Source organism: Achromobacter sp. HZ34 (assembly GCF_002209485.1).
Lineage (GTDB): Bacteria > Pseudomonadota > Gammaproteobacteria > Burkholderiales > Burkholderiaceae_B > Bordetella_C.
In genome coordinates, this window is record NZ_NJIX01000001.1 from 974,556 (window position 1) to 990,456 (window position 15,901).

At 63.3% G+C, this 15,901-nt stretch carries 17 protein-coding genes; 7 read left to right on the plus strand and 10 right to left on the minus strand.

The features are described 5' to 3' along the window. The first annotated feature begins 344 nt into the window (after positions 1–344). Positions 345–1,889, plus strand: a complete 1,545-nt coding sequence (locus tag CEY05_RS04100) for a deoxyribodipyrimidine photo-lyase (protein ID WP_088596079.1) — start codon at positions 345–347, stop codon at positions 1,887–1,889. A gap of 59 nt (positions 1,890–1,948) precedes the next feature. Here the strand turns inward: CEY05_RS04100 and CEY05_RS04105 are convergent, their stop codons facing one another. After that, positions 1,949–2,284 (minus strand): tetratricopeptide repeat protein, encoded by a 336-nt coding sequence (locus CEY05_RS04105; RefSeq protein ID WP_198952666.1) that lies wholly within the window; start codon positions 2,282–2,284, stop codon positions 1,949–1,951. A 145-nt stretch (positions 2,285–2,429) separates the two neighbouring features. Here CEY05_RS04105 and CEY05_RS04110 point away from each other — a divergent pair, with 145 nt between their 5' ends. The 5 genes from CEY05_RS04110 to CEY05_RS04130 all read left to right on the plus strand — a co-directional run bounded on the left by CEY05_RS04110 (position 2,430) and on the right by CEY05_RS04130 (position 6,072). Beyond that, positions 2,430–2,915: a glutathione peroxidase gene (locus CEY05_RS04110; protein ID WP_088596080.1), complete on the plus strand. Its 486-nt coding sequence runs from the start codon at positions 2,430–2,432 to the stop codon at positions 2,913–2,915. Positions 2,916–3,072: 157 nt separating this feature from the next. Beyond that, the gene (locus CEY05_RS04115; RefSeq protein WP_088596081.1) at positions 3,073–3,354 is read left to right on the plus strand and encodes a biotin--protein ligase; all 282 of its coding nucleotides are present in this window, start codon (positions 3,073–3,075) and stop codon (positions 3,352–3,354) included. Continuing rightward, positions 3,351–4,127, plus strand: coding sequence for a biotin/lipoate A/B protein ligase family protein (locus CEY05_RS04120; RefSeq protein ID WP_088596082.1), 777 nt, complete (start codon positions 3,351–3,353; stop codon positions 4,125–4,127). The genes CEY05_RS04115 and CEY05_RS04120 overlap by 4 nt, the downstream gene beginning before the upstream one ends. A gap of 165 nt (positions 4,128–4,292) precedes the next feature. Beyond that, positions 4,293–5,174 carry an RsiV family protein gene (locus CEY05_RS04125; protein ID WP_088596083.1) on the plus strand — a complete coding sequence of 294 codons (882 nt, stop codon included), beginning with the start codon at positions 4,293–4,295 and terminating at the stop codon, positions 5,172–5,174. Between the two features lie 202 nt (positions 5,175–5,376). After that, positions 5,377–6,072, plus strand: a complete 696-nt coding sequence (locus CEY05_RS04130; protein ID WP_233161343.1) for a DUF2239 family protein — start codon at positions 5,377–5,379, stop codon at positions 6,070–6,072. A gap of 72 nt (positions 6,073–6,144) precedes the next feature. On the opposite strand, the gene CEY05_RS04135 is transcribed toward CEY05_RS04130, so the two are convergent. From CEY05_RS04135 to CEY05_RS04155, 5 genes are all read right to left on the minus strand, one after another. Beyond that, positions 6,145–7,440 (minus strand): hypothetical protein, encoded by a 1,296-nt coding sequence (locus CEY05_RS04135; protein ID WP_088596085.1) that lies wholly within the window; start codon positions 7,438–7,440, stop codon positions 6,145–6,147. Then, positions 7,437–8,075 (minus strand): hypothetical protein, encoded by a 639-nt coding sequence (locus tag CEY05_RS04140; protein WP_198952667.1) that lies wholly within the window; start codon positions 8,073–8,075, stop codon positions 7,437–7,439. The genes CEY05_RS04135 and CEY05_RS04140 overlap by 4 nt, the downstream gene beginning before the upstream one ends. Further along, on the minus strand, positions 8,062–8,634 hold the full coding sequence (locus CEY05_RS04145) for a hypothetical protein (RefSeq protein ID WP_088596086.1): 573 nt from the start codon (positions 8,632–8,634) through the stop codon (positions 8,062–8,064). The genes CEY05_RS04140 and CEY05_RS04145 overlap by 14 nt, the downstream gene beginning before the upstream one ends. Beyond that, positions 8,631–9,224, minus strand: coding sequence for a hypothetical protein (locus tag CEY05_RS04150; RefSeq protein ID WP_198952668.1), 594 nt, complete (start codon positions 9,222–9,224; stop codon positions 8,631–8,633). The genes CEY05_RS04145 and CEY05_RS04150 overlap by 4 nt, the downstream gene beginning before the upstream one ends. A gap of 144 nt (positions 9,225–9,368) precedes the next feature. Next, a complete protein-coding gene (locus CEY05_RS04155) occupies positions 9,369–9,833 on the minus strand; it encodes a hypothetical protein (protein WP_088596087.1) in 465 nt (154 codons plus the stop codon). Between the two features lie 190 nt (positions 9,834–10,023). Between CEY05_RS04155 and CEY05_RS04160 the strand changes: the two genes are divergently transcribed. Then, positions 10,024–10,734 (plus strand): hypothetical protein, encoded by a 711-nt coding sequence (locus CEY05_RS04160; RefSeq protein ID WP_088596238.1) that lies wholly within the window; start codon positions 10,024–10,026, stop codon positions 10,732–10,734. Positions 10,735–10,971: 237 nt separating this feature from the next. On the opposite strand, the gene CEY05_RS04165 is transcribed toward CEY05_RS04160, so the two are convergent. From CEY05_RS04165 to CEY05_RS04185, 4 genes are all read right to left on the minus strand, one after another. Then, complete coding sequence (locus CEY05_RS04165; RefSeq protein WP_158219248.1) at positions 10,972–12,663, minus strand: caspase family protein; 1,692 nt, start codon at positions 12,661–12,663, stop codon at positions 10,972–10,974. 70 nt (positions 12,664–12,733) lie between these two features. Next, entirely contained in the window at positions 12,734–13,321 is a 588-nt protein-coding gene (locus CEY05_RS04170) for a DUF1353 domain-containing protein (RefSeq protein ID WP_198952669.1), read from the minus strand. Positions 13,322–14,362: 1,041 nt separating this feature from the next. Continuing rightward, on the minus strand, positions 14,363–14,992 hold the full coding sequence (locus tag CEY05_RS04180; RefSeq protein ID WP_088596090.1) for a class I SAM-dependent methyltransferase: 630 nt from the start codon (positions 14,990–14,992) through the stop codon (positions 14,363–14,365). A gap of 127 nt (positions 14,993–15,119) precedes the next feature. After that, positions 15,120–15,863, minus strand: coding sequence for an SDR family oxidoreductase (locus CEY05_RS04185; RefSeq protein WP_088596240.1), 744 nt, complete (start codon positions 15,861–15,863; stop codon positions 15,120–15,122). Between the last annotated feature and the right edge of the window lie 38 nt (positions 15,864–15,901).

Here is a 15,901-nt window from a genome sequence, read left to right on the forward strand (position 1 = left end):
TCATGGTTTGACCAAAGCATCCCTGCGCTATGGACGCACGCGGAGAAAAGTCCGGCCAGGCGTCATGCACCCGTCACATTCATTTGCGATTTGTGGCCCATCCCTACGCCTTCGGCCGGTCCGATGTGACGTCAGACCAACACTTTTTGCACGGGCCTTGCGGGGCATTTCGAGCACCCTGGCCGGGCGCGGACGCCCCGCCTTGTGAGATCATCCCGGCCATACCTAAACGCACGTGGCCAAGTGCCCCGGCCGGGCGCTCCCGGCCAGGCGCTTCCAGCCAGGCGCCCCCGGCTAGGCGCCCCCCACCATTCGGCCTCTACGGCACACAGGAGAACGACCGCATGAACCACCCCGACGGCCGCAACGCCCTTTGGTGGATACGTACCGACCTGCGGCTGCGCGACAACCCCGCCTTGTCCGCCGCCCTGGAAGACGGCCCCGCGCTGGCGCTGTTCATCGTGTCCGCCGCCCAATGGCAGTCGCACGGGGATGCGGCCATCAAGATCGACTTCTGGCGGCGTAACCTGCTGTCCCTGGCCGAAACGCTGGCCGACCGCAACATCCCGCTCAAATTCCTGACCGTGGACAAGTGGTCCGAAGTGCCGCGTGCCCTGGCCGGCTTCTGCCGCGACCACGATGTCGCCACCGTGCACGCCAATGTCGAATGGGCCATCAACGAACGCCGCCGCGACTACGATGCGGGCGAGCGGCTGGCGCAAGACGAGATCGCGCTGTCGCTGCACCAGGGCAACACCCTGCTGAAGCCGGGCAGCATCGTGACGGGCAAAGGCGAGTGCTACAAGGTATTGACGCCCTTCTCACGCGCTTGCCGCGAACGCCTGATCAGCGCGCCACCGCAGCCGCTGCCGATGCCGCGCGCACAAAAGGACGCGCCGACGGCCGGCAAGAACGGCGGCGGCCATGGCAGCGACAAGGGAGACAGCCAGGGCAAGGGGCACGGCCACGCCATCGCCGCCGACAGCGTGCCGGACGAGGCGGCCTTCCTGGGCCGCCGCAAGGCGCCCGCCGACAGGATGCGCGAACGGTGGCCGGCCGGCGAAGACGCGGCGCACCAGCGCCTGGACGCTTTTGCCGCCGACGATATCGGCGCCTATGAACAGGCACGGGACCGGCCCGATCACGACGGCACCAGCCGTTTGTCGCCCTACCTGGCCGCGGGCGTCGTGTCGGCCGGCCAGTGCCTGCATCGCGCCTTGATCGCCAACCAGGGCGAGATCGACAGCGGCAAGCAGGGTGTACGCACGTGGATCACCGAACTGCTTTGGCGTGAGTTCTACCAGCATCTGCTGGCCGCCTACCCCGCCCTGTCCATGCATCAGCCCATGCGGCCGGAAACCAACGCGGTTCCCTGGCGCAATGCCGCCGGCGACCTGGAAGCCTGGCGCGCGGGCCGCACCGGTTTTCCCATCATCGACGCCGCCATGCGGCAGATGGCCGCCATCGGCTGGATGCACAATCGCCTGCGCATGGTGGTGGCCATGTTCCTTACCAAGAATCTGCTGATCGACTGGCGCGCCGGCGAGGCCTGGTTCATGGAAAGCCTGGTCGACGGCGAACTGGGGGCCAATAACGGCGGCTGGCAATGGAGCGCCTCCACCGGGGCGGACGCCGTACCCTACTTCCGCATCTTCAATCCGGAATCGCAGTCGCGCAAATTCGATCCTCAAGGGCAGTTCCTGCGTACCTGGCTGCCTGAATTGGCCGAGCTGGATGGGCGCGCCATCCATGCGCCCAGCAGCGCGCAACGGCGCGCCTGCGGTTATCCCGAACCGCTGTGCGACTTGAAGGAAACGCGGCTGCGCGCACTGGAGGCCTACGGCAACTTGCGCGGGCCTGCCCGTCCGCGGGAGGAATCAGTCCGCTGACCGGGCCCGATGGATCGGCCCCATGGATCGGCACGGCGACTGCGCCGGATCACTGCGCCTCATGAACCGGCCTCTTTATCCAGCCGCTTGATGAACACGCTCAACTCCTTGACTACTTGTGCATCGCCGCGTTCGCGCGCGGCGGCCAGCCCCTGGTCCCATGCCGCGCGCGCACCGGCGCGGTCATCGAGCCCCAACCTGGCCTTGCCCAACCATTTCCACGCTACGGAGTACTTGGGATCGAAGGCCAGCGCCGCGCGCAGATGCTCGGACGCCGCTTCGTAGTTTTCCTGCTCCGCGTAGGTCTTGCCCAAGGTATAGCGCAGCAGCATATTGTCCTTGCCCGTTGCCAGCATCGCCAGCAGCCGGTCCACCATTTGCGTCGCCTGCGTCATGTCGGTCTCCCTGTTCCGCCGGACTATACGCGCGCGCCTGGCCGCGCACCCCAGTACCTTGGTCGCGATGCAGGCTACTGGCGATGCAGGCTACTATGAACGGCGGCCGCCACCGGTGGCCGCGCCAGTAGACAGGAGCCCTGCCATGACCTCGATTTTTGATTTCTCCGCCCGCGACATCGACGGCGTCGAACGCCCCCTGCGCGATTACGCGGGCCAGGTGCTGCTGGTCGTCAACGTCGCTTCCAAGTGCGGGTTCACGCCGCAATACACCGGCTTGCAGGAACTCTACAAAACCCATCGCGAGGCGGGCTTCAGCGTCCTCGGCTTTCCCTGCGACCAGTTCGGCCACCAGGAACCGGGCGATGAAGCGGAAATCCGCAATTTCTGCACACTGAAGTACGACGTCGATTTCCCCCTGTTCGCCAAGATCGAGGTGAATGGCGACAAGGCCCACCCGCTGTATCAATGGCTCAAGCAGGAAAAGCCGGGCTTGCTGGGCACGCAAGGGATCAAATGGAATTTCACCAAGTTCCTCGTCGGCCGCGACGGCCAGGTGATCCGCCGCTATGCCCCTACCGACAAGCCGGAATCCCTGGCCGGTGCGGTGCAGGCAGCCTGCGCCGCGTAGATTCGCCACGGACAGGCAGGCCCGTTACTATTCGGCCTTATGCAGGCAGTCTTTCGAGCAACGTCTTTCAAACGCAGTCTTTCAAGCGCAGTCTCGCAGACGTGAGCGCAATCCTTCACATGCAATTTTTTACTATCCAGCCCGCACGGTGCAAGCAATGAACGGACACGGCGAATACAAGGTTCCGGGTGGCAAGCTGGTTGTCGCCGACATTGGCGTACAGGCCGGCCGCCTCGCGCAAGTGCAGATCAGCGGTGACTTCTTCCTGGAGCCGCCCGAAGCGCTGCGCAATATCGACAAGGCGCTGGTCGGCCAGCATGCCGATGCCAGCGAAACCGAACTGGCGCTGGCAGTGGCCGCGGCCCTGCCGCCCGAAGCGGAGATGTTCGGCTTCTCGCCCGAAGCGGTAGCCATCGCGGTGCGGAGGGCCTTGGGATGACACGCAGCACATGGCGCGACCACGATTGGCAGTTGATCCACGAAGGACCTCGCCTGCCCTTGCAGCATATGGCCCTGGACGCCGTCCTGTGCGACGAGGTCGGCGCCGGCCGCCGCCCGCCCACGCTGCGTTTCTGGGAATGGTCCGCGGGCGCGGTGGTGATCGGCCGCTTTCAGTCCGTGCGCAATGAAGTGGATCCCGAAGGCGCGCAACGCCATCACATCGAAGTGGTACGCCGCGTCAGCGGTGGCGGCGCGATGTTCGTCGAACCCGGCAATACCATTACGTATTCCATCTACGCGCCCCTGTCGCTGGTGGAGGGCATGAGCTTCCAGGAGTCCTACGCCTTCCTCGACCAATGGACGCTGGAGGCGCTGGAGTCGGTGGGGATCAAAGCCTGGTACCAGCCGCTCAACGACATCACGTCGGCGGCTGGCAAGATCGGCGGCGCTGCCCAGGCAAGGCGTGGACGCGCGGTGCTGCATCACGTGACCATGGCCTACGACATCGATGCCGACAAGATGGTGCAGGTGCTGCGTATCGGCCGCGAGAAACTTTCCGACAAGGGTACGACGAGCGCGAAGAAGCGGGTCGATCCCTTGTTGACGCAGACCGGGATGCCGCGCGACCAGATCATTGCCCGCATGATCGAGGTGTTCAAGGCGCGCCATGGCCTGACGGTGGGCGCGGTCAGCGCGGACGAGCTGGCGCAGGCCGACCAGCAGGCGCGCGAGCGCTTCGGGACCGAAGCGTGGCTGCAGCAGGTGCCCTGAAACGTAAGTCGTGAACCAGTGTTGCAAAACATTGGCATATAGAGATTATCGTCAAAGGCAGTGCCGGGACCGCGCCAGGTGCGCGCGGTGCAGCCGGCCGATTCCGATATCATCATGCGGCGCGGCGCCAAGCCGTCGTGTTCGCGCCAACCGCAGGAATGACCGATGTTGCCGCTTTTTTCTCTTCCCCTTCGTTCGCCTCCGCTTTCCCTTACTCCAGCGAGCTCGCGCTCGGCGACGCCGGCACGCCGCGGCAGGCGTGCGCTGCAGGCGGGCGGCGCCGCGCTATGCATCGCCCTGCTGGCCGCCTGCGGCAGCACCCCGCCGGAGACCATAAGCCTGCCGTCGCAGCAAGCGGGCCCCAGCGTAGTCAAGGGCGACGTCGAGGTGAAATCGATCGAGTGGAAACGCAGCAAGCCCGGCTGCAAGGGTGACGACTGCCCGCGCATCGAGGTCGACTCGGTGGCCTTCCCCGCCATCCCGCGGCTGACGCAATTGATCGACCACGTGCTGGCCTATATGACCGGCACCGACCAGCGCCTGCGTGGCCCCTACGAGACCCTGGACGAATATGCCGTCTGGTTCTGGAAAACGGCGCAGCCGCGCGACGCCACGTATTTCAAGGCCAACGTGAAGGACACGGTGGGCGACATCGTCGCGGTCGAACTGCATACCCAGCAGTACTTCGCCGGCGCGGCGCACGGTATTCCGGCCACCCAATACCTGAACTGGCAGCGTAGCTCCGGCCGCGTGCTGGCGCTGGACGAGGCCATCATTCCGGGCCGTCACGACCAGTTCACCGCCGCCCTGCGCAAGGTCTACGACAAGTGGCTGGCCGGCAACGACGACGCCAAGCGCGATCCCACCGCCTATGCCCGCACTTTCCCGTTCTCCGAAAGCGACAACTTCGCGTTGACGCGCGATGGCGTGGTGGTCAAGTACGACGCCTACAGCATCGCACCGTACTCGCATGGCGAACCGGAACTGACCATACCCTACGAGGCGCTGGTGGGCGTGTTCAAGCCGGAGTTCCTGCCGAAGAAGTAGTTCCTGCCGCCGAGGTGCCTGCCCGCGCGTATGCTCGGGCCGGTGCCGGTCACGCGCTGCGGCGTTACGCTGGCCGAACCCACATCGCCTGATGACAGGCCGACGGTCGAATGATCAAGCACGGTTTCCGAAAATAGGGACTGTACTTTTCATTTAAGAATGATTATCGTTTATGCCGTCGTCATTCTCGTCGAAGTGATCCGTGCCCCCGTCTGCCGCGCCCCCTTCCGCGCCTACCTTGCCGCAACCGCCCTCGTTCAGCAGCTTCGACGGCCATCGCCGCCTTGCCAGCGGCAGCATCGAGGCCGCGGCCACCGCGTTGAAGAACGCCCTCGACGATGGCGCGGCGGGTCCCCTGCTGCTGTTCGACGACAGTACGGGACGCACCGTGGATATCGACACGCGCGGCGACAGTACCGCGGTCATCGCGCGCCTTGCGCAGCATCCTGTGGTCGTCGCGCTGACGGCGGCGCAGGTGGCCGCGGCGGCGGCAGTCGCCCGCCACCAGGCCGACGCCGAGGCTGCCGCCCGGCCGCGCGGGCGTGGCCGGCCCAAGCTGGGCGTGGTCGCGCGTGAGATAACCTTGCTGCCCCGCCATTGGGAATGGCTGGCGACCCAGCCAGGCGGTGCGTCCATCGCGCTGCGCAAACTGGTGGAAGAAGCACGCCGGTCCGGCAAGGAAAAAGCCCGCATCCGGCAGGCGCGCGACGCGGCTTACCACTTCATGCAGGCGGTGGCCGGCGACCTGCCCGGGTTCGAGGAAGCAGCGCGTGCCCTCTTCGCCGACGACCGCGCCACGTTCACCGCCCAGATCGCCCGTTGGCCGGGCGACATCCGCGATCACGCCTTGCGCCTGGGCTTCGATGCCATCGCAGGCAGCGCGGCTGCAAAGGGCTGAAGCGCGCGGCGACGGTACTGGTGCTGAAGCGCGCCATCGAAGCACGCACCCCTACGCACTGGCGCGCCGTCATCATGCCAAGGCGCGCCAGGACCGCCCTGCGCGGAAGGACCGTTCCAGCGCCGCTGCCAGCAGGCAGATCTTCAAGGTCTGGGGCAGGATGCCATCGCCCGGAAAGCTGGGCGGGCCCAGCAGGATGGACACCTGATCGGCCAGCGCCGACCACACCACGAGGGGCCGCGGCCCGACCAGTTCGGTCACGCCCACCCACGCCCACGCGGACACCCAATCCAGCGCCCGGTACAGGACCACCAACAAGGCCAGCGGCGCGACACCGGTGGCCATCACCAGATACACGCTGTTGGCGGCCGCCCGATAGCGCGAAGCGGTCCCGGCCCAGAAGTGCCCGACGAAATTGCGCATCCACTTAGGCAGATTCTGCCAGCGGCCAAGTACGCTGTTGGCCCGGCGCGACCACACGCCAGACGCTTCCAGCTCTTTCGCGTGCACGTCGTAGCGATAGATCAAGGCGGCCAGCGCCAGCCAGACGATGGGCAGCAAGGCGGAAAAGAACAGCCGGCTCAGCGTATCGGTCAGGGCCGGTGGGGTATCCTCGACCGGGATGGGCAGCGCGGCGTGCGCGGTGCCTATCAGGTTGATCCCCTGGCTGATGGATCGCCACAGGTCACCGATGGAATGTCCGGCCAGCCAGCGGAAAATGCCGCCCCGCCATTCGGTGATGACGTACAGGCCGACGAACGTCCACCCCGCATCGCATAGCACGATCAGCACGTTGAAGATCGGATGCTGGCTGCGTTGCCTGAGCATCTTGGCGCTACGCCGGATCACCCACAACAGCAGCACCGCGGCAAACAGCCCCCAACCGCCGGACACGGTGAACAGTGAACCGCTGTACGTGTCGTCGAATGGGTTGAACTGGACCAGACCCTCGCGCGCATACTGGCGGATCGTGTCGCTGAGGAAGCCCCAGGCCGCGTAATACACGAAGAACGGCACGAGGGCCTGCGAGACAACGCCTGGAAGCTTTCTCCACTGGGGATCCGCCTGGACAGCGCTGTTCTCCCCCAGCGCCGCCTGCGACGCTTGCGTCATCGCCGGCAACGCCGGTTTCAGCGTTTCGAACATCAGCACGATGACGACCAGCTTGATTAGCACCACCAGCGTCAGCGACAGCAAGCCCGCCAGCCGGTTGTGATAACCGAGCCAGACGGCGCCCTGGACGAACAGCACGTTGAGCAAGGCGCCGGCCAAGGCGAGCGCCAGCAATTGGGGCAGGAACCTGAACCACAGGCCCAGACTGTCGGGAATGAGGCCCAGCGGCCCGGAGCGTAGGGATCGATCGCTCATTGTGCAGGACTCTTGGGAAACCGCAGATAGGCCGGCCGTCCATCCATGGTGCTCATGGTGACGTGCAGGTCATCGAGCACGCGGCGCGGCACCAGGTAATAGGCATCGATGACGACCTTGCTGCCTGGCTTGGCTTGCGTCACGGCCAGGCCTTTACAGCCCGTTCCTTCGGCTTCGCCAGGGCGCGCCAGGGTGCGTCGCACCAGGCGCGGTACCGGGTCGATGTCGGTCCAGGCACGGCCGGCGAAATCGACCACGCGGATGGTGCAATCCAGCCACTGGGTGTTCGGGTGCTGGGGCTCGACGACGAGGCGCGCCCGCAGGAACGTACGGTCCTCCGGCAAGCCCGGTTCGAATGGAATCGCCCGCAGCCCGACAAGCTCGATGCGCGCGTCGTTGTAGTTGGCACCGCCGTTGGCAGCCGCGTCGGCAGCCCCGTTGGCGGTCCCGTCGGCCGTGCCCGCGGCGGCCACGTCGATCGCCTGCAGCTCAAGCCCACGGCGCAATTCGCGCAGGTCACGCCAGCCCACCGCGGCCATCGTGCATGGCACCAGCACCAGCAAGGCGATGGCCGAGCGCCAGCGCATCCGCCGTTCCGGCAAGGCGGCACGCGGCAGGGTCTCAAGGCTTGGCATGTAGTTCGTCCAGATCCAGCACGGTTGCCGGCGTTTCCAGCGCCGTGGCCGGATATGGGATACGCGCTTGCGCGGTCAGGCGCGGGTATCTGTCCTCCGATAGCAGCAACGTGCCGCCAGGCGGCGCGCCGGCTGGCAGCTCGAACACCAGCAGGTCGCGCCGCTGCAAGCCGGGCTGCAGGGTCTTCACGGGCGACAGCACGGCGTCGGCGCTGGCAACACGGCTGCTGGCCGTATAACGGCGCCCATCGGCGGTCTCCCAAACGGCGCCCTGCACGCGCGCCGTCATGCGTTCGGCCTGCGAGCGCACCGGCACCACCAGCCACACCCCGCCGCTGTCACGCGTTTCGACTTTGCCGTTGGCCTTGAAGCGCAAGGTGCGCGCAAGGCGCGGGCTGCCGGTCTCGATCACGAGATTGCCGGCAGGCACCGCCTTGGCCGGGGCGCCGGCGGCAGCGATGGGTCCTGTGATGCGCACATAGCTCGGTGTGGTCGCGCGCAGTGCGGCGAGCGCGGCAAACATGAGAACGAGGACGGCGATTCCGGCGAGACGGCTCATGTATGACCCGCGCTCTCGGTCGACGGCACGGGCAGGTCGACCACACCGACCTCGCGCGGGTTGGACCACAGGGGTTGCGCGTACAGATTGTCGACGGCCTTGTAGCGCAAGGCTTCGATCTTGAAGCGTACCGTTGCCGGCACCTGGGCATCGGCGGGAAAGCTCCACACCAATGCCATGTCTTCCGGCAAGGCGGGTTGCAGATCGGCCAGGATGGCGTGGTCACGCATCAGATAAGCCGTGGGCCTGGCATCCGCGCCCGCGATGGGCGTGTCCAGCTTGACCGCCTGCATGAAGGAATTGCTGGTCTCGGCGGTACGGTTGCTGGCCTGCAGATACAGCACGATGACCTTGCGCCCCGCAAGCCAGGCGCGGGTAGTACCAGGCACGCGGTCGCTGACATCCACCCGGTCCAGGCGCAGTGTCCACTGGCCCGCCTCGACGGGCTGGCCAACGGCGAGCGTCGGTTGCACGGGCACGGTGCGGGTTTCGAACAAGCCGATGCCCCAGCTCACCACGATGGCAGCAAGGCCGCCGATGCCGGCCGTGATGCGCGATGCCCGTTCACTCAAGGAAAACCAGCCCGCCAATACGTCAGCTCCTGTTAGTGCGTTGAACGTGCGTTGATGGTGCGTGCCGTTGCCTTGCCGCCGCCAGGAACCGCGGCGGCGCACCCAATCATCACGTAGCAAACAGAAATAAATTCTCTGTCAAAACGCTACGCGGGGAATCGATCACCGCACTTTGACGCGCACCGCGGCGCCGGGGCGCGGCTCGAACGCGGGAACGGTGCGGTTCTTGAGTACCTGGCCCTTGGCGTCCCACACCAGCGTGTCATTGGGGAAGCTTTCGTCGCGCGTCATCTTGTCGATCTGCGCGGCCACGAGCTTGCCGGCGCCGTCCACTTCGGGGTTCCAGGTGTAGACGCCCCATTGGCCGTACCAGACCGCGGGCGCGTCGGCGTCCAGGCGACGGTCGGGGCACATCACCAAGCCCTTGTCCAACAGCACGCGCAGGCCGCCCACGGGCACCAGCTTGACGGTCGGCGTGGTGCGGTCCTTGCTGTGCCCGGGGCACACGTTGGCACTGCGCGCGACGGTGGTCTCGACGACTTGGACATCGGACTGGGCGTATGCGGTGGATGCAGCGCACAGAGCGAATACGGCGGCAGTGCTGGCGAGCGTGCTACGGCGGGTCATGCGAGGGCCTCCTGGTCCAGGATCGGACATTGGTGTTGAGGATCAGCGGGAAAACGCGAGATTTTTGAGTGCGCTGATCGTATCAGCGAGAAAGTTGCACCGACCGTTACAGGTGCGACAGGACGAATCGTTAAACTACGCCGCCGGGGTATCCACTAGCAGCGGCTCGAATACCGCTCGTCGCATGCACATGTATTACTGGAACAAGGACAATTTCGAGGGACTGCTTCAGATCGCGCAGCAGCTTGAGGCTGACGAGCATCTCAAGCCGCTTGCCGCGTATTGCCGCTTTCGCGAGCAGGGCTTGAGACGAGAGGCGTTCCGGGCGCTGGACCTTTACCTTGAAGCTTCACGTTCTTTCGATAGCGCGACGGCAAGGCTTGCGGCGACACAAATCCTTGAGGCCAATGCGCTGGCGCCGAGCGTGCATCATTTCCTGGCCCAACCGCTCATCAAGCGTTTCCTGTTGCCGACGCTGCAAGCGTGGATGCAGGAAGACGCCGGCACGAACGTGCCTGTCCGATGGCTGGGTATTCTCAATCGCGACCGTGAATTACTGGCGCGGGCACTGTCCCTGTGCCCGGACGACGTCCCCGTGCGCAAGCAATTGATCGACTTCGCGCTCGGCGATGTCGACTTCGCAACGCATCATCTCGACGAGTCGCATTTCATCGGCTCGGTCGAGGTGGCGGCGGCGGCGCTCGAGCTTGCCCGAACCCTCATCGCGAACGCCCCGGATCCAGAGATGTTTGCACGGTATTCTGCTGACGCGCGGCATCTGGATTGCCTGCTCGAAGATTGGCGAGCGTATTCGAAGAACCCGGTCGGCACCTTCCCTGAATGGTGTGCCGCCCGAGGCCACGACTACAACTACCCTGTCAAGGTCTACTACGCCCCCTAGCCACCGGCCGCTCCGAACGACCCTACCCCGTGGTAAATACCTCCGGCGCGGAAATCAGGAACCGCGCTGGCACGTTCCGAGGCAATTGCGCCGCCAACGTGTCGTCTCCTGCCTGACATCTAGCCACCAACTCAGACAGAGCATCCCCTATCGGACTGCATATGCGGTGGATGCAGCGCACACAGCGAATATGGTGGCGGCGTTTGCTAGCGAGTGCTGCCCCTTTTCCCGATATCACTACTCCTTGGCCTGCCTATCACCCGCCACCCGGCTTGGGGCAAGGTATGGCGTGGAGTACATATGCGATTTCGAATCACCCAAATCAAAGGTAAGTACTACCTGTACGCCAGCAAGTCTGGTCGCAGGAATGAGTTCAATCGAACATTGGAAGCTCTTGGCCTTGACCGGCTTGAAAATATCGGAACCTTTTGCAGAACCGTTATCGAAAGGAACCTCGCAAGCGCGCTTGTGCTTTTTTTGCCAAGGTCCGCCATCCGGGGGGCGATAGTAGACGCCAACGGTGATCTTCTTCACCTGCTCCACGTTTTTCCCGCCCACCCAACCGTCAGTGAAAGAAAGTTCGAGGGCATCACCGCGTCGCTGCGCAATGACAACCCATTGTCCGTTGACAGTGTGGAATGTGGTGGGGCCCACTATCAGTTTTCGTGTAAATGTGTCCGTATCTTCATAGGCTGCCGCGCCACGGGCCGATGCTTTCGCAAGCGCAGCCTCCTGCCCTAGTGTGCGATATGCCGCGATCTCGCACTTTACCAACGAGTAGTCATCACCAGTCCATTTGTCCGATAGGGATCGCAACAATTCGAGGTCAGTAGCATAAGCCTGGCAGCCTTTCAATGCGGCCATTCTGGCTGGGTAATACCAGTGGGGCAATCGGCTGGCAATATTGGAGAATCGTTGGCTTGCCTCCTTTGCATTAAAAGCCGCTTTGCTCAAATCCAGTTCATTCCGTAGCGTATCCAGGTCATTTATGAGCGCGCTTGTTGCGACTGCGTCGGTCGCCCGGGGCAGATTTCCTGCGGGCATGACGGGATTTGCAGGTACATCGCTGAAAGCCCGTGGAATTGCGACCTGAAAGACCATGTCCCCAAGGTTACTCCCGAGGACATCAGAGAGCGGAAGTTGGTTGCGGCTCTGATTGGTTACTTGCTCACTCACGAAAAGCCCGAGCTCCTTCCCGGTGACGTATCCATCGTGCCCGCGCGAGGCCGCGCCCGCCAACCCTTCGAGCAGGGCCCTCGCAAAAATGCTGGTTGCTGGCAACAACTCATCCGGCCCACCGGCTGAGATGAACTGGCGCACGGGTGTCTTGGCGTTTCGATCCAGGTACCTCCAACGGTCTATAGTCGTATTGCCACGCTCTGCCGGATAGTTTGCCGCCGGCGCGGACCGAAATATCATGCCGGAATAGCAGTTATCGAAAATAAAGAGGCCGTGCTTGGCATGCATTCGCATGACTTTGGATCGGAAGTCTTCCAATGCAAGGGCCGTAATGTAGAAGTTGGATCCCACCGTCGTGGGCGAACCTGCATCACGAGGTACGAAATATGCCGTGTTATTCGATCGTTCGACGTACCCATGGCCTGAGAAAACGATGACGATACGCGTATTCTCAAGACGGCCGTACACGCCAACAAACCGAGATATTTCCCGCTCCAATTCGTCGCCGGTAGGATCCTTTAAACGAGTGACCTGGAATCCATGCTTGCGCAACGCCAAAGAAAGGTCATCAATTTCCTTCGTCGTACTTGGTAGGTCCCGCCAGTTTTTCTTATCGTCGTAAGAGGCAACGCTAATCGTCAACGCAAAGCTAGCTTCGTACAGCGAAATGGACCGTTCCTGCGGCGACATAACCGAAGGCTGAGGTCCCAACGGGGTCAATACGGTCGTTGCGGAAATTGCTCTGTCCATGCTCACCATTGCTATAAGACAGGCAAGAAGCAACGGATATGCTCTCTCCATATACCGCACCGCAAATCAGCTACGTTGCAAAGACATCATTCCGCGCCTTCCATTGTTCCCAGGTTGTCCGTGCATCCGGTGGGAATTTCCGAAGAATCCGCCGCTCTCCACGAGATCTGGCCAGCGCGTTCTCACGCCATGCTGAGTGCCCGAGTCGGGCAACAGCGTAGTAGAGCGTCGCAACTGTCGTCTTGCTCAGTTGAAAGTCTTCCATGCTCATCTTGAATATGAGATCTGCCCGATCTTTGGGTATGACCTGCTGCCAGTAGAGGAAATCATGGATGATCGCCGCATAAGCGTAATCCGCATCGGGCCGCAACGCGACCCAGAAGACGCGCGGTATTGAGGCAAGGTCAGTGACGAAGCCGCGCGGCGCAACGACTGCTGAAAAATCCGTTTGATCTCTGTTTGGCGTCCAAGCGATGGCACTCGAAAGGACATAGACTGGATCCGCAAACCGTTGCAGCCGCAACGGTGAGTCTGACGCCCGCGTGGTCAGGGCTTCATCCATCCATCGGCCAGCCGCTACAGCGTCGGGCTTGTCGTCCTCAGCTGAAGCGGATACGGAACGGATACCTATCAACGGAATGCCGATGATTGCACGCAAAATAGACCTCCGGACGCGTCTACTCATCGCCAAGCCTCCGAAAACAAGCATTCAGCGGGGCCGCACACTTCCGCGACGGGTCCGCCGGTGGAATCGAGCAATGCCGATGTGAGTGTCGCGCTATAGCTGATGAGACACAAGCAATTGCGGGCGCTCTTTGCCGTGGCCTTTTGCATTAGTTCGGCACGTCTTAATGCATTCACGTCCAATCCCAGCGCGTTCAACCGATGTGGCGTCTGGGTGTTCGTATTCGCCTCTATGGATACCTACTTTTGACTGATAGCGAGCTGCACGAGATCGCAGCCTGCTTTCCCTTGATGTAAACCGAGTTCGTCCTGTCGGACGACCATCCACTCTGTGAGACTCGCCGAACTGAATAGTTTGACGTCGCTCCAACAGACGCAGATTCTCGGGGTGTATCAATGCAAGGAGCTTTTCGATCGTGTCGAGCTTTTCGCGGAGATGCCCCAACGCATCCGCCTCGGTTTGAACGCGGTAGCGCTTCCAGGCAGGTTCATGATGGAAGAGCCGGTTGCGGAATTCGCGGATGGTCATCACTTGCTCACGAGCTTGCTCCAGGACCAGACTCGCCCGAGATGTCGACCAAGATCCACGAAATGCCACCGACAAATGTTTCGGCTGCGCGCCCCGGAAAGCGCTTTGCGGGTTGCATTGACGAAGCACAGCTTCCCGTAGCCACCCGGCTTAACGCGTCAGGGAGCTCGTGGGCCACTGAAAAGGCAAAGTGGTTCCTCGCAGATTGAAGTCACCGCGTGTCGGCCCACTCATTGCCCAGCACGATGAAACGCGCGGCCCGATCAGTATCGAGACCGAGGAGACGGTCATCAATGCGCCACGGGCGCCAATCTCACAGTCGGGGGCGAAAATCGATTGGATCCTGCTCCCGCACAAGGCGCCGAGAGCCTCTAGTGATGCCTTGTCCAGATTCGCGCTGCGGAGTGGACCGAACACGCGCTGACCCGATGCATTGCGCGAGATGTTTGCTTCCACCCCGTCCGAAAAGATGGCGAAGCTTCCCGTCTAGCGCGCCGCGCGCCACACACTCGCCAGCCAGGATTGCTGCTCTCTCGGCAGCCCCGCCGGACGGTAGTAATGCATGATTTCCGTGAAGCCGGCGCGTTCGACATACGCTCGCCACGTATCCATGTCGTGATACGCGCCATAACGGCCACGATTCCAACCCTCCTCGTTGGCGCCACGCGGGTTGGAAGTGAAAAGGACCCCATCCGCTTTCAGGGCGGCACGCAGATCGGCGAGCACGCGCGGCAGTTCCTGGCTCGGTACATGGAACAGCGAGGCATTGGCGTAGATGCCATCGAACGAGGCAGGCGGAAGATCGAGCGCCAGGAAGTCCTGCTGCCAGACCTCGCAGCCGGACGCCTGGCGTGCCATCTCCACGAACCGGCTCGTTCCATCCAATCCAACAGCGTGATGGCCGAGCGCGGTGAAAGCACGCAGGTCCCGTCCCGGGCCGCAACCCAGATCGAGGATGCGATACGGTGCCTCGCCCTGGATATTGTCGAGCAGCGCAGCGATGTTCTGGCTGACGTCATGATCGAGGGTGCCGAGGCGAAACTCCTCGGCGCGATCTTCGTAATGGTGCAGCGTCTGCTGCGAGATCAGTTTCAGGTCTTCGGCGTCGAGCGGCATGCGGGACTCACGGATACAAGGGGCTTAGGCCGATTGTGGCACGGTACCGTGCAGACGCCATCCCGCCCTCGGCCCCGCGGCAGTGAAGAACGCGTGCAATCCGCGCCCCCACCACCTGCGCACCCCATCAGTGTGAGTTCACTGCCTTCAGCGCTTCAGCGTAGCGATTCTCCTGCTCGGCGAAACGCAGGAAGCCGACGCGCTTGACGAGCACTTCCGCAGGCGTGGGTTGCGTATTCAGCAAGGACACTACTTCGTCGGCGAACTCCGTCAGCGGCTGGTAGCCTTCGCGGCTCTCCTGGCCCGGGGTCAGGGTGGTCTGGACCGCGGGCGGGGCAAGTTCGATCACCTCGATCCTGCCCTTGAGGACTTCGCGCAGCGAAACCGTATACGAGTGGATGGCCGCCTTGGTCGCCGAATACGTCGGTGTATGGATCAGCGGCACGAATGCCAGACCCGACGAGTTATTGATGATGGTGGCGTCGGGCTGGCTGGCCAGATGGTCGACCAGTGCGTTGATCAGGCGGATGGGCCCCAGCAGATTGGTCGTGATGGTCGCCTCTGCATCCGACAGATCGCGGCGCTGGTCGAGTTTCTCCGCCCGCATGATGCCGGCGTTGTTGATCAGGACATTCAGCGTCGGATGGTCGGCAACGATGCGCCGGGCGAACGCCTCGATCTTCTCCGGACTGTCGATATCCAGCTCCACGGGCACGATGTTCTGGCGGCCTGCCGCGGCCTTCTTCAATGCGTCCAGGCGCCGGCCGGCGATCAAGACCTTGTTGCCTTGGTCGTGCAGGCGATGGGCAAGCGCTTCGCCGATACCAGAACCGCCGCCAGTAATCAGGATGGTGTTGCCTTTTGTCTTCATGATGCGCTCCATTCAGGGGTGTAGGCGTGATACTTTCA

Excerpts from the sequence above, each read along its gene's own strand:
- CEY05_RS04100 (WP_088596079.1), top strand. The coding sequence starts at position 345 with ATGAACCACCCCGACGGCCGCAACGCCCTTTGGTGGATACGTACCGAC.
- CEY05_RS04105 (WP_198952666.1), bottom strand. The coding sequence starts at position 2,284 with ATGACGCAGGCGACGCAAATGGTGGACCGGCTGCTGGCGATGCTGGCA.
- CEY05_RS04110 (WP_088596080.1), top strand. The coding sequence starts at position 2,430 with ATGACCTCGATTTTTGATTTCTCCGCCCGCGACATCGACGGCGTCGAA.
- CEY05_RS04115 (WP_088596081.1), top strand. The coding sequence starts at position 3,073 with ATGAACGGACACGGCGAATACAAGGTTCCGGGTGGCAAGCTGGTTGTC.
- CEY05_RS04120 (WP_088596082.1), top strand. The coding sequence starts at position 3,351 with ATGACACGCAGCACATGGCGCGACCACGATTGGCAGTTGATCCACGAA.
- CEY05_RS04125 (WP_088596083.1), top strand. The coding sequence starts at position 4,293 with ATGTTGCCGCTTTTTTCTCTTCCCCTTCGTTCGCCTCCGCTTTCCCTT.
- CEY05_RS04135 (WP_088596085.1), bottom strand. The coding sequence starts at position 7,440 with ATGAGCGATCGATCCCTACGCTCCGGGCCGCTGGGCCTCATTCCCGAC.
- CEY05_RS04140 (WP_198952667.1), bottom strand. The coding sequence starts at position 8,075 with ATGCCAAGCCTTGAGACCCTGCCGCGTGCCGCCTTGCCGGAACGGCGG.
- CEY05_RS04145 (WP_088596086.1), bottom strand. The coding sequence starts at position 8,634 with ATGAGCCGTCTCGCCGGAATCGCCGTCCTCGTTCTCATGTTTGCCGCG.
- CEY05_RS04155 (WP_088596087.1), bottom strand. The coding sequence starts at position 9,833 with ATGACCCGCCGTAGCACGCTCGCCAGCACTGCCGCCGTATTCGCTCTG.
- CEY05_RS04160 (WP_088596238.1), top strand. The coding sequence starts at position 10,024 with ATGTATTACTGGAACAAGGACAATTTCGAGGGACTGCTTCAGATCGCG.
- CEY05_RS04165 (WP_158219248.1), bottom strand. The coding sequence starts at position 12,663 with ATGGACAGAGCAATTTCCGCAACGACCGTATTGACCCCGTTGGGACCT.
- CEY05_RS04180 (WP_088596090.1), bottom strand. The coding sequence starts at position 14,992 with ATGCCGCTCGACGCCGAAGACCTGAAACTGATCTCGCAGCAGACGCTG.
- CEY05_RS04185 (WP_088596240.1), bottom strand. The coding sequence starts at position 15,863 with ATGAAGACAAAAGGCAACACCATCCTGATTACTGGCGGCGGTTCTGGT.